This window comes from Fulvivirga sediminis (assembly GCF_016757215.1).
Classification (GTDB): Bacteria; Bacteroidota; Bacteroidia; order Cytophagales; family Cyclobacteriaceae; genus Fulvivirga; species Fulvivirga sediminis.
In genome coordinates this window covers 1-12,546 of record NZ_JAESIY010000018.1, presented here as the reverse complement: position 1 = coordinate 12,546, position 12,546 = coordinate 1, and the positions used below count along the sequence as shown (strand labels likewise).

The following is a 12,546-nucleotide window of genomic DNA, read 5'->3' as shown; positions in this document are numbered from 1 at the left end:
GCTTACCTGTTTTTATAAAGGTCTAAGGCTGCTGTTTCCTTCTATTTGCAGGTTCGATTCCTGCCTCGAAATTGGTTATCATAACAGCAGCCATTTCCTTTTTTTATGTTTAATAGCGGTTAAGAATAAATCAAAGAGCTATGAAATCATGTCTTGCATATGAAATCTAGGGATTGTTACGCTTCATATCCTAATTACCTGTGGAATATAAATTATCCTTAAATCTAGTGTCATCTAATTGCTAGAGATTATACCAGGATATCAAGACTCTGGCAGCTGAGTTTTGTGATAGATAATAGCACGCGATTTATAGTAATGAAAAACCCGGAAATCACCTTCAGAAAGCCTTCATAACAAAAAAATAATATGGTAATATCTATGAATGTTTAAACAGTGAAGGTATATTGGGATGATTAAAAAAGCGTTGCGGCTACTTGAAGTAACCTGCTTCATTGCAGCACTTTTGAAATTATGAACCTAAACCCTATAAACATGAAAAATTATGTCATCTCCACACGGCAAGGTGTGGTAACTTTATTTTTTTGCGTACTGCTGTTGTTAGCTTTTATAGCTCAAGCACAAAAGTTGAATCAATCCTCTCAGATTATCCGGGTCAAGCTCACGGAGGAGGCGGCGTCAGCCTTGGAGAAAAGATCCTTCCAAACATCTAGATCCGGCACGCTACTCACAGGACTAAGCCGTGTAGATCAAGTCAATGAAGAATATCAAGTGAAGTCAATGCGTCGTATGTTCAGAGATGCTGGTAAATTTGAAGCTAAACACAGAGCGCATGGCCTGCATCTTTGGTATGAGATCATTTATGATAAATCTACTTCTCGAACGGCAAGTTCTGCTAGTTTAAGTGCTGTCAGATCAGCTTATGAAGCGCTTCCTGATATACAGGTGGCAGAGCTCATCCTTGATAAATCAATTGACTACATTGATGATTTCTCGGCTAATGATTATCAGGCCATGACTAAAAGATTTAGCCTTGAAAATGGATCTAATGATCCACTTTTTAGCGAGCAGTGGCACTATAATAATACCGGACAAACCGGTGGTAAACCAGGGGCAGATATAAGCCTACTGGAGGCCTGGACTGAGGAAACGGGCAGCTCGGAGGTGATCGTAGCTGTTACAGACTGGAGTCTTGATGTTAACCATGAAGATCTAAAAGCTAATATGTGGGTAAATCAGGGCGAAATACCTGGAAACGGCATTGATGATGACAATAATGGTTTCGTTGATGATGTAAATGGCTATGATTTTGGAAATAATAGGGGAGAACTGGTTCCTTATAATAGTCATGGTATACATGTGGCGGGTACCGTGGCCGGTGTATCTAATAATGCTACCGGAGTAGCTGGTATTGCCGGAGGTAGCGGTAGCGGTGATGGTGTAAGACTGATGTCTTGCGGCGTATTTAGTGATGAAAATAGAGGAGGCTTTGCCGAAACCTATATTTATGCAGCTGACAATGGCGCAGTAATTTCTCAAAATAGTTGGAATTATACCAGTGCAGGCGCGATAGAGCAGTCTGTTTTAGATGCGATAGACTACTTTATAGCTGAAGCCGGCTATGATGAAAATGGCAACCCTTCAGGTCCCATGCAAGGAGGAGTCGTGATTTTTTCTGCTGGAAATAAAGGTACAGATGAAGAATGGTGGCCTGGCTATTATGAGCCGGTAGTAGCAGTAGCTGCTACTGATCATAATGATGTAAGAGCAGACTTTTCTAACTACGGTAGTTGGATCGATGTTTCTGCACCTGGGGTAAATGTAATGAGCGGCTTTTTGGATAATGAGTACAATACAGCTAGTGGCACTTCTATGTCATGTCCTCATGTGAGTGGGGTGGCGGCATTAATTGTGTCTAAATTTGCAGGTAATATCACTCCTGAAGAGGTTAAGGATAGAATTGTGCGCTCCTCTGATGCAGTAAGATCACTAGCCCCTGGTTCTGGTAGAGGAAGGTTAAATGCTTATTTTGCTTTACAGGAAAATGATAGCACAGGGCCGGAAGCGATTACTGATGTGGAGGTAATTAGCACTTCTCAAACTGCGGTCACAATGCAATGGATAGCTCCTGCAGATAATGGTAATGTGGTAGAATATGATCTTAGATACTCCACTTCACCTATCAATGAAAGTAATTTTGATCAGGCTATCCAGTTTGAAAACATACCATATCCGTCACCTGCCGGAGAGGTAGACACCATAGAAGTAGCTGGTTTGGCATCAGGTGTTACTTATTATTTCGCTGTGAAATCAGTAGATTTTTTCGGTAATGTTTCTGCCATGTCTAATGTGGTTACAAGTACTGTGTTAGATGCTCCTATTGCCATAGTTACTCCTGATTCAGTATGGGTCAATGCAGAAGAAGGACAGTTAGTTACCGTGCCTATTAAAATAATTAATGATGGACAAGAGCCACTCAATTATTCTTTTGCCGAAATTTCTTTGGCGAGAAAACAGGGACTGGGCGGAGATCTTGAATATGGCTACACTTGGTCCGATAGCGAGGAGCCAAATGGTCCTGAGTTTGTATGGAATGATATTTCAACATCAGGAACGGAGATTAGACCCGGTAATGGAATCGATTTGCCTTTTGCATTTGATTTTTACGGACAAGAGAAAACTTCGGTGAATGTAAGTGTGTACGGTTACCTTACATTTGGTAATAACCTCTGGGATCCTGAGAGTGATCCTATACCTCATCAGAATGATCCTAATGATGTTTATAAAGATCCGAACGATTACATAGCTCCAATTTGGGATCGTTTTTCAAAAGGCAACATCTATTATGAGGTAAATGAGGATCGTTTGATTGTTCAGTACAATAGAACAACAACTTTCACTTATTGGGGAGATGCTTTTTTTACTTTTCAAGTAGTACTAACCCCTTCAGGTAACATTTATTTTTACTATAAAGATCTTGAACGACCAGAGGGTATGCTTGATAATTGGGTTATTTATTATGGAACAGTAGGTATAGAAAATGCTGATGCTACTGATGGTGTTGAAGTGGCTTTTCAGGATCAAATTCTTAAGGAGGGGCTGGCTATTGGCATATACAAGCCTATTGATATGCTTTCTGTTTCTAATTTAAGTGGTACCGTAGCGGTAGGAGATACTGCCATTGTAAATGTAACAGTAGATGCCAGAGATGTTACTAATGGCAGTTACAGTAGCAGTATTGTTATGAATACCAATGATCCAAATAAGCAGGAAATTATCATTCCTTTCGAAGTGGAGATCAATGGATCATCTGCAACAGCCATGAGTTTTGGCTCCTCAGCCAAAAGTTCTGCCGAACCGGTCGATATTATATCCGAAGTGACGCATTATCCTAACCCTACTGATAATACATCAACTTTGAAATATGCTTTGCGTGAAAGGCAGTATGTAGAGATACAGATTGTAAATACCAAAGGGCAGCTAGTCCATCCGGTATCCAGTGGATGGGAAGAGGCTGGAAATCATCAGGTAACGCAAGATTTGAAAGCTGTATCTAGCGGGTTATACATGTATAAAATAATTATAGGAGATAAGACCTATTTAAGCCGATTGATGGTAAAATAATGCAATAAAATAGAAGGTGTGGGCCGTAGGCTCGCACCTTCTAAAACCTATAATCCCTTCAATAGTCAACTGAAGTTAGAAGGAATGGAAGGTATTCCTGCATAAACTCTTAGTATCTCTACCGTATAGGGATAGGAGGTTAGTTTGTATATTATTTCAAAAATATAACCTTTAAAGAGTTACTCATAATTTATTATACGTATACAGCTGTATAAAACCAAATTTTTTAAATATTTAATTATGAAAATACTGAAATTACTTTTTGCGTCTTCTTTAATCGCATCTTCGGTTTTTTTTGCTAGTTGTAGTGATGATGATGAATCTCCGAGTTATGAGAAAAGTGAATTCATTGGAGAGTGGGAATTGACAGCCTCTACTAACAGTGATTATGAAGAGTGTGACAACATAACAAGAACACTCACAATTAGTGAATCCACGCTATCTGTACCTGGTTATAATTGTACTACGGCAAAAGCAATTCTCGAATACACATTTAGCGGGAAGTCTTTCGATTTTAATGCATTCGGCGTTGATGCATCATATGTAGTTAAGTCAAAATCTGATACTCAATTTACCTGGGAGTTCGATGGAGATGTTGATACTTATACTAAAATTGATTAATAAATAAGTTAAATCGTATAGATTTATAAAGGTTGATGGCAATGCTGTCAACCTTATATTTTATAGTAGGTGAACGAGATCGAAATGATATCACATTCTGTTTCACCTCAAATTATTCCCACCACCCATCACCAATACACACAAAAGATTAAAAACACCTTTATTTCACATGAATATCCTTACCTTTGAAATGGCTTTAGGGGTATTCTATAAAGAATTGAGAGAGTCCCTTTGAACCTGATTCGGCTAGTACCGGCGTAGGGAAAAGTTTATGTACAGTTTCTTCTTATTCTAGAGGAATTCATCCTTCAGCCATTTATAATAAGTATCAAAATATATAAATGATGAAAGATCTCCTTTGGAAAAATATAGCGCATCTTAAACGGCAATCTCCACTCGTTCATAACATTACTAATTATGTGGTGATGAACAATACTGCGAATGCTTTATTAGCTGCAGGCGCCTCTCCAATAATGGCTCATGCTCATGCCGAAATGGAAGATATGATGAAAATCTGCCAGGCTTTGGTGGTTAATATTGGCACTTTAGATGAATATTGGGTCACTTCCATGAAAAAGGCCGCTACGCAAGCCAACCAATTGCAAAAACCTTGGGTGCTGGATCCTGTAGGAGCAGGCGCCACCCCTTATAGAAATGAAACCTTAGCTGATTTATTAAAACTGAGGCCGACTATTATTCGAGGAAATGCTTCGGAGATCATGGCATTGGCCAATCATAATACTACTCCCACAAAAGGAGTTGATAGCTCTGCAGAAAGTAATGAGGCTGTGGCTGCAGCTAAATTTTTAGTAGATAATTATCAAACCACCGTTTGTATTTCTGGCGAAACCGACATTATTCTTAATCAAGAAAAGGAAATTCATCTGTCTAATGGAAATGCTCTTATGGCCAAAATTACGGGTATGGGATGCTCTGCAACAGCTTTAGTCGCAGCGTTTGCGGCCATTATTTCAGACAAAGTGGAAGCTGTATCCTCCGCCATGGCTTTACTGGGTGTGGCCGGAGAATTAGCTGCCAGAGAAAGTAAGGGCCCAGGCAGTTTACAGTTGAATATTTTAGATAAGCTGCACAATATCACTAAGGCCGAATTTATTGCTACCTTAAAAATTGAAATAAAGCGTGGCTAGTTCATTTCCTTATAAATTATATCTGGTCATTTCTGAGGAAGCCTGTTTGCATGATCACTTTTTGAAGGTTGCCGAGCAAGCAGTAAAAGGTGGGGTAGATGTGGTTCAGCTTCGAGAGAAAAACGCTTCAACAGAAGAATTTCTGCGCAAAGCATTTTGGCTAAAAGAAGTCTTAGACCGGTATGAAGTGCCTCTCATTATTAATGATAACTTGGACGTAGCCAGGCAGGTAGAGGCTTCCGGCGTTCATGTGGGCACATCGGATATACCGCCTAGTCAAATCCGAGAAAACTGGAGAGACGTAGCGTGTTTGGGGTATTCGATAGAAGATTTGAATCAAATGGAATCTTCAGAAACCAAAACAGCCGATTATTTAGGCATAAGCCCAGTATTTAAAACTGATACTAAAACCGATACCATAATTGAATGGGGGCTGTCGGGTGTTCGAAAAATTCGTTCTATGACCGATAAGCCGCTTGTGGCTATTGGAAATATGAATGCAGAAAACGCAGCGGAAGTCATTAAGGCTGGAGCCGATTGCATAGCGGTAGTTTCAGCTATTTGCGCATCTCAAGATCCTGCAAAAGCGGCTGAACAATTAAGAAACGAAATTGAGAAATCATGAATTTTAAAAAATATACATACCCTTCAGTACTCACCATTGCGGGTTTTGATGGAAGTGGTGGTGCTGGTATTCAGGCTGATATGAAAACTATTTCAGCATTAGGTTGCTACGCTACTTCAGTGCTCACTGCATTGCCAGTGCAAAATACTACAGGAGTAAAATCCATTTTTGGTATTCCTGAAGAGGTGGTGGGGGAACAGATAGAAACCATTCTAGAAGATATTTTTCCAAATGCAGTGAAAATTGGAATGGTACATACATCAGCCTTAGTAAAAACAATAGTGGAGTACTTAAGTCGCTATCCGGAATTACCTGTAGTTTTTGATCCGGTAATGGTAGCCACCAGTGGCGATAAACTCATTCAGGATGAGACTATACAGGCTATTGTAAGTCAGTTATTCCCAATAGCCAATGTAGTGACACCCAATCTTGATGAGGCTGAAATTCTTGCCAACATGAAGATTGAAACAGTGGATGAAATGAAAATTGCGGGTAAGGAAATCATGAAACTTGGCTGTCAATCGGTGTTGTTGAAAGGAGGACATTTAAAATCAGAAAAGCTGACCTCGCTATACTTTTTGCCGGATGGAAGTGTTGAAAGTTTTGAATTTCCAAAATATGAAACCAATAACACTCACGGTTCAGGTTGTACACTTTCTTCTGCCATTGCCTCTTATCTGGCTCAGGGAAAAGCATTATTAGAAGCCGTCAGTTTAGGTCAGGAGTATATTCATCAAGCGATATACCATGGTAAGGATGTGGCTATCGGCAAAGGCAATGGACCGGTGAATCATTTTTTTAACCCTCAAAAACTCATTAAAAATGAAATGGACAGATAAAACCTGGAAAACTATAGCACCTATTTACCAGAAAATTATTGAGATGCCTTTTATCAAGGAGCTCCAAAATGGTACGCTGCCCTTAGAAAAGTTTCAGTTTTATATGGGCCAAGACTCTTTCTATTTAGAAAATTTTGCCCGAAGCCTGGCTGTAATAGGAGCAAGAACTGAAAGCGTAGATCATGCCTTAGATTTCATTCGTTTTGCTGAAGGTGCTATTGTGGTGGAAAAAGCACTGCATGATTCTTATTTTCAAGAATTTGGTTTGACTAGTCGCGGTAAAATTGAACCCACGACTCATCATTATATTCATTTTTTGAAAAGTTCATCCGCTTTAGATCAGGTAGAGGTGGCTATGGCAGCGGTTTTGCCTTGCTTTTGGATTTATCAGGAAGTGGGTAACTATATTTATAAAAATCAGCAGGCAGAGAACAATCCGTACCAAAAGTGGATAGATACCTATGCGGGAGATGAGTTTGAAGGTTTAGTAATAAAAGCCAAAGCCATTTGTGATTCAGTAGCCGATAACTGTACAGAGGCGCAACAACAGAAGATGACAGAGGCCTTCATAGCTGCCAGTAGGTTAGAGTTTATGTTTTGGAACAGCGCTTATAGGTTGGAAAGTTGGGAGGTTTGAATAAGGAGGTAGAGAGTATGTGAAATTTCTAGTTTTGCATAAATATCCAAATCTATTTTCCTGAATTTGAAATATAGTATAGTTTAGTGTTCACCATGTTTAGGCTTTAGCGGATATAGGGCCTTTATTATTGAGTATTCTACATCAAATCAACCATTTAATGGCTAATATCTATTGCACCAAAAAACTTGAAAAGCTGCTGGGTAAGCAGCTTATAATGTCAGAACAATTACCGAATGATGATTTTGGGAATTGGAATGCCCACCTTTTTACTCTGAATAGAAGGAAGTGTGTCATTATGGTTAATGATGTTACGTACTATAGTTTAATATTCCTTGATGTGCTGAAAAAGGATTTGATGAATTTTCAAAACCTGTTTTACCAACGCCTTACCGAGCAACTTGCTTACGATGAGATAGTCTTTCCCGAACCCCTTGTCTCTAGAATATCAGAATACTGCAGACCCAATTTTTTGGCTACAAATAATAATAGAAAGGTGCTTGGTACCATCAAAGAATTCATTTATATGGTTAAATATACTTTTGAGATTAACTGTGATGCGAATTTTAATAATGTAGATATTTTACATTTAAATCACATCTTGACGACTTATCTGGTAGGTGCCATTGATACCAAAAAGGGTGAATACGGTAGGCCTATAGAAGAAATGAAAAATCTGTTGGACAGGGTTTGTCTTTAATTAGCAACGTTTTATTTGATTCATTTGGATCAACCTATTAAAGCATTATCGTAGTTTTCAGCTATTAACAGAGAAATTATAAATGACGTTTGGTGATGAAAGGGGTGAGCTGATCAAAACAGCAGGTCAAGGCTATTGTCGAAACGGAGAGCAGCATCCTCATTCTTGGTCTATTATAGATGCAATGGGTTTGTTGAAATGATAGATTAAAGGCTATTGTTTCGCCCTCCTAATCCAGTGGTATTAATTAGAATGTCGATATTTATTATATTTCGCAGGTAAAAATAAAATATTTAAATTATAACCATAGTTATGTATAGTTATTTAAATATGGTACTACTTAAAAATATTATAGCTGTCATTGGTGTTCTTTCCATCTTATACTTCATAATTAAGCTGATTAGTAATATAGATGTTGTTAAGTTATTTATGACCACAAGGTTCGTTAATGTACCTATCTCATTTTATGAGCTACTTTTTATGAAAATGAGAGGTGTAGATTTAGGGATCATAGTAAATACATTTATAGTGTTAAGAAAGGCTTACATCAATGTGAAATTGAAGGAGCTTGAGGTGGCATGGTTGGATGGAATAAATCTTGAGAAAGTGTCTGGTACTTTAATGGAGGCGAAAAAAAAATAAGGTTCCGCTTACTTTTCGTCAGGCGGTAGAGGCATATAAAAATAAGGTTAATATTATGAAATAACTCAGAGAGAATTTATGAGTAGATCCAGTCTCTAACTTAGGGTGGTCTATTTAAAAAATCCTACTAGTTTATATTGCCAACAATATTATTTTGACCCGAGTTAAATGGCAAGTTTAAGCCGCCATTGCAGCTCAAACTTGTTAAATCAGTATTTTAAGCTTCTGCTAATTTCAGATTTCATTGTTTTCAGTGAGAATGACTGGGGCATTATCTGTAATAAGGATGGTATGCTCATGCTGAGTAACATATCCTCCTCTATTGCCTACCAGCGTCCAGCCATCTTCAAGTTCTACAGCAAGAGTAGAATGAGTAGCTATAAAAGTTTCGATGGCTACCGTAGTGTTCTTTTTAAATCTTTCTCTATTGCTTTTTACTCTATAATTTAAAATACTTTCTGGTTTTTCGTGTAAGCTTCTGCCTACGCCATGCCCTGCCAGGTTTTTTATTACTCTATAGCCAGATTTTTTAGCTTCAGTTTCTATAAGGTAACCGATATCAGCTATTTTGACTCCTCCCTTAATATTACCTATAGCTTTCTGTAATATTTGCTTTGATGCTTCTACTAAGGGTTGATGGTTATGGATGTCATTACCTAATACAAAAGATCCGCCGTTGTCTGACCAAAACCCATTTAACTCGGCCGAGACATCAATATTGATTAAATCGCCATCTTTTAAAATACGTTTGCCAGACGGTATACCATGAGCAGCCTCTTCGTTCACACTTATACATGTATAGCCAGGAAAACCATAGGTTTCATAAGGGGCCGACTTAGCACCATAACTCTTCAAGATTTCTCCACCATACTCGTCTATTTCTTTGGTGGTCATGCCTACCTGAGTGTATTCTCTCATCTTTTTAAGAGTGAGTGCTACTATTTCACTCACTCTCTGCATTCCGACTAGTTCTGATTCTTTACTTATTGACATGGATCTATGATTTATATCGGTTTATTAAATATTCAACCAAAGCTTAAGTTGTTTTGATATAAAAAAACAAGGCCTTGTGTTTTAAAACTATACTTTATTTGCTAAAATACCATTTGATTATGTATTTCTTTCAGCTTCCATTTTTAGCTAGCTGACGATGCGTGTCTTTGGCGTTTTTAAAAACTTTAAAGAAGGAGGCGGCTATCAAAATGGATATTACCCCTTGAATCATTACAGTAAATGAACTACCTATAAGATGAGATAACCAACCTATAAGAAGACTGCCTATCGGTAGTGTGCCAAATAGCGCCATGGCAAACAAGCTGATCATGCGCCCCCTCATATCTGGGTCTGATCTCGTTTGTATAATAGAAAGGCAAATAGTGGATTGTGTTAAAGCACTAAAGCCAGAAATAGTGGCTATGAATAATGCCAGGTTCAATTGTTTTGCAAAGCCAAATACAATGAGACTCACACCTAATAAAAAGGCATTGGTGATTAAAACCATAGATTGCTTTCTCTCATCTTTCAGAGAAGCTAGAAAAATGGTTCCTACTAAAGCTCCGCAACCTATGCAGCTGGAAATGGAGCCAAATGTGGCTGCACCTCCATGAAATACCTCTTTGGCAAACTCAGGAAGTAACGTATTATAGGGTAATACCAATAGGCTTATCACACTCAGGTATAAAGTCAGTGGAGCAAGTAATGGGTGGTTTTTTAAATAAGAGAAGCCTTCTTTAATTTCATTAAAGTTACTTTGTTTTTTAGGTTTTATAATCTGTGGCTGTAGTTTTAAAAATACTAATGAAAGTATTACAGCTAAATAGCTGAGAGCATTAATAGAGAAACATATGCCTGCACCCAAGGTGCTGAGTACTAGTCCGGATAGGGCAGGGCCAGCCAAACGGGCGATGTTGACTACTGAAGAGTTTAGGGCTACAGCATTAGATATGTCTTCGGGCTTATCTACTAATTGGTGTACCAAGGTTTGTCGGGCCGGAACATCAAAAGCATTAATGATTCCCAATAGGGTGGTTATGGCTATGATAGACCATACTTCGGCATACCCAGTTAGTACCAATACAGCTAATAAGCCGGCTTGTAGCATAGAGGCTATCTGTGTTATCATTACCACCCTATGTCTGTTAAAACGATCAGCCACAATACCTCCATAAATAGAAAATATAAAAGAAGGAATTTGAGACATAAACAAGGTAAGGCCGAGCATAAAGGTAGAATGTGTCATTTCATAAACCACCCAGCTCACTGCAGTGCGCTCCATCCAGGTGCCTATCCTGGATATGGCTTGGCCAGTGATGAATATCCTGAAATTGGGAGATTGTAATGCCCTAAAAGTGTTTGAGATATTGCTCATATTGGTTTCTAAGCATTTAATTTTTGAAGAATGGGCAGGGCTTGTTCTAATATTTTAATTTCATCCACATTTAGTCGTGCATCTATTAAGGTTTTCAAAGCTTCATTTCTGCTAAAGCGAGCCTGCTCTACAATATCTTTTCCTGCTTTAGAAAGTGAAATGAATACCTTTCTTTTATCTGAGTCGCATGATTGTCGATTGATAATGCCTCTCATTTCCATTTTTTTTAGTATCTGAGACATGCTAGGGGTAGTAATTTTGGTTTTAGTGGCAAGCTCAGAGGGTAGTATTTTTCCGTTGCGGTTAATAAGTGCTATGGTCTGTAGCTCAGTTAAAGAAAAAGACGAACTATCTGAAAAGGACCTTCTTATGGTTTTGTGCAATCCTGAAATTACTGTGGTAAGTGCATCGACTAATATGTCCATATTATTTAGTTAAACTAGTTAGTTTACCTAACGAAAATAGAAGGAGGTTAGTTTCATGATTTGATTCGTTATTGAATAGGATGTGGTTATTTATTAATAGTTTTGGTTAGAGATTATAAGATCAATTATGCCTTTTACCTTTTCTCATCCTGCAATAGTGTTGCCTCTGAGGCGATTATCAAAGCGTTGGTTTTCTCTTACAGCGCTGGTTATAGGTAGCATAGTTCCAGATTTTGAATATTTTATTAGAATGAGGGTGAATAGTATTTACAGTCATACTTTTGGTGGTATTTTCTGGTTTGATTTACCTCTGGCACTTATGCTAGCCTTTATTTTTCATGGAATCATACGAAATGTGTTTTTTGATAATCTGCCGTTTTGTTTTCAGAGAAGAATCTCAATTTGGAAAGATTTTAATTGGAGTAGGTACTTTAGAAATCATGTTTTTGTAGTGATTTTTTCAGTACTGATCGGAGTTTTGTCTCATCTATTCTGGGATGGGTTTACACATGAAGATGGTTATTTTGTTAAAGCAATTCCAAGTTTGACTCATCATGCTTACTTATGGGGATACGCTATTCCTTACTTTAAGTGCTTACAACATATTAGTACACTGGCAGGCTTAATTTTGATTGTATTTACAGTTATTCGACTTCCGAAGAACGAAGTGATATTAGTAAAAACCCAACTGAAATTTTGGTTCCTTTTTTTAGGAATAGCTGCTTTAGTGCTCATTATTAGGTTTTGGTGTGGTTTAGAAATATCGCAATATGGTCATGTAATTGTGTCTATGATTTCAGCCTCTTTTATTAGTTTAACCATTACCTGTCTCTTGTTTAGTAGGCTTGATAAAAATTAGTAATGTTAAATTGAATTTTAACAAAAAAATATAACTACACATAAACACTGCGCACTTATGCGCTTAATTTGCATTATCAAAACAGAGCATAATAATGAAA

At 37.9% G+C, this 12,546-nt stretch carries 12 protein-coding genes and 1 riboswitch; of the genes, 9 read left to right on the top strand and 3 right to left on the bottom strand.

Features of this window, described 5'->3' with window-relative positions:
- The first annotated feature begins 492 nt into the window (after positions 1-492).
- The 8 genes from JL102_RS21960 (at position 493) to JL102_RS21925 (ending at position 8,794) form a co-directional block, all read left to right on the top strand.
- Entirely contained in the window at positions 493-3,582 is a 3,090-nt protein-coding gene (locus tag JL102_RS21960) for a S8 family serine peptidase (RefSeq protein ID WP_202246624.1), read from the top strand.
- A gap of 240 nt (positions 3,583-3,822) precedes the next feature.
- Complete coding sequence (locus JL102_RS21955) at positions 3,823-4,203, top strand: hypothetical protein (RefSeq protein WP_202246623.1); 381 nt, start codon at positions 3,823-3,825, stop codon at positions 4,201-4,203.
- Between the two features lie 188 nt (positions 4,204-4,391).
- Positions 4,392-4,484, top strand: a riboswitch (TPP riboswitch).
- 60 nt (positions 4,485-4,544) lie between these two features.
- The gene (gene thiM, locus JL102_RS21950) at positions 4,545-5,351 is read left to right on the top strand and encodes a hydroxyethylthiazole kinase (RefSeq protein WP_317191659.1); all 807 of its coding nucleotides are present in this window, start codon (positions 4,545-4,547) and stop codon (positions 5,349-5,351) included.
- Positions 5,344-5,976 carry a thiamine phosphate synthase gene (gene thiE / locus JL102_RS21945; RefSeq protein WP_202246622.1) on the top strand — a complete coding sequence of 211 codons (633 nt, stop codon included), beginning with the start codon at positions 5,344-5,346 and terminating at the stop codon, positions 5,974-5,976. Before thiM ends, thiE begins: the two co-directional genes overlap by 8 nt.
- A complete protein-coding gene (thiD, locus tag JL102_RS21940) occupies positions 5,973-6,815 on the top strand; it encodes a bifunctional hydroxymethylpyrimidine kinase/phosphomethylpyrimidine kinase (protein WP_202246621.1) in 843 nt (280 codons plus the stop codon). The genes thiE and thiD overlap by 4 nt, the downstream gene beginning before the upstream one ends.
- Positions 6,799-7,452 (top strand): thiaminase II, encoded by a 654-nt coding sequence (tenA, locus tag JL102_RS21935; protein WP_202246620.1) that lies wholly within the window; start codon positions 6,799-6,801, stop codon positions 7,450-7,452. The genes thiD and tenA overlap by 17 nt, the downstream gene beginning before the upstream one ends.
- Positions 7,453-7,612: 160 nt before the next feature.
- Positions 7,613-8,152 (top strand): DUF6933 domain-containing protein, encoded by a 540-nt coding sequence (locus JL102_RS21930; protein WP_202246619.1) that lies wholly within the window; start codon positions 7,613-7,615, stop codon positions 8,150-8,152.
- A 330-nt stretch (positions 8,153-8,482) separates the two neighbouring features.
- Positions 8,483-8,794 (top strand): flotillin-like FloA family protein, encoded by a 312-nt coding sequence (locus JL102_RS21925; RefSeq protein ID WP_202246618.1) that lies wholly within the window; start codon positions 8,483-8,485, stop codon positions 8,792-8,794.
- A gap of 234 nt (positions 8,795-9,028) precedes the next feature.
- On the opposite strand, the gene map is transcribed toward JL102_RS21925, so the two are convergent.
- The 3 genes from map to JL102_RS21910 all read right to left on the bottom strand — a co-directional run bounded on the left by map (position 9,029) and on the right by JL102_RS21910 (position 11,587).
- A complete protein-coding gene (gene map / locus JL102_RS21920) occupies positions 9,029-9,787 on the bottom strand; it encodes a type I methionyl aminopeptidase (RefSeq protein WP_202246617.1) in 759 nt (252 codons plus the stop codon).
- Positions 9,788-9,917: 130 nt separating this feature from the next.
- Positions 9,918-11,162 (bottom strand): MFS transporter, encoded by a 1,245-nt coding sequence (locus tag JL102_RS21915; RefSeq protein ID WP_202246616.1) that lies wholly within the window; start codon positions 11,160-11,162, stop codon positions 9,918-9,920.
- An 8-nt stretch (positions 11,163-11,170) separates the two neighbouring features.
- Complete coding sequence (locus tag JL102_RS21910; RefSeq protein WP_202246615.1) at positions 11,171-11,587, bottom strand: MarR family winged helix-turn-helix transcriptional regulator; 417 nt, start codon at positions 11,585-11,587, stop codon at positions 11,171-11,173.
- 127 nt (positions 11,588-11,714) lie between these two features.
- Here JL102_RS21910 and JL102_RS21905 point away from each other — a divergent pair, with 127 nt between their 5' ends.
- Positions 11,715-12,446 carry a DUF4184 family protein gene (locus JL102_RS21905; protein WP_202246614.1) on the top strand — a complete coding sequence of 244 codons (732 nt, stop codon included), beginning with the start codon at positions 11,715-11,717 and terminating at the stop codon, positions 12,444-12,446.
- Positions 12,447-12,546: the final 100 nt, after the last annotated feature.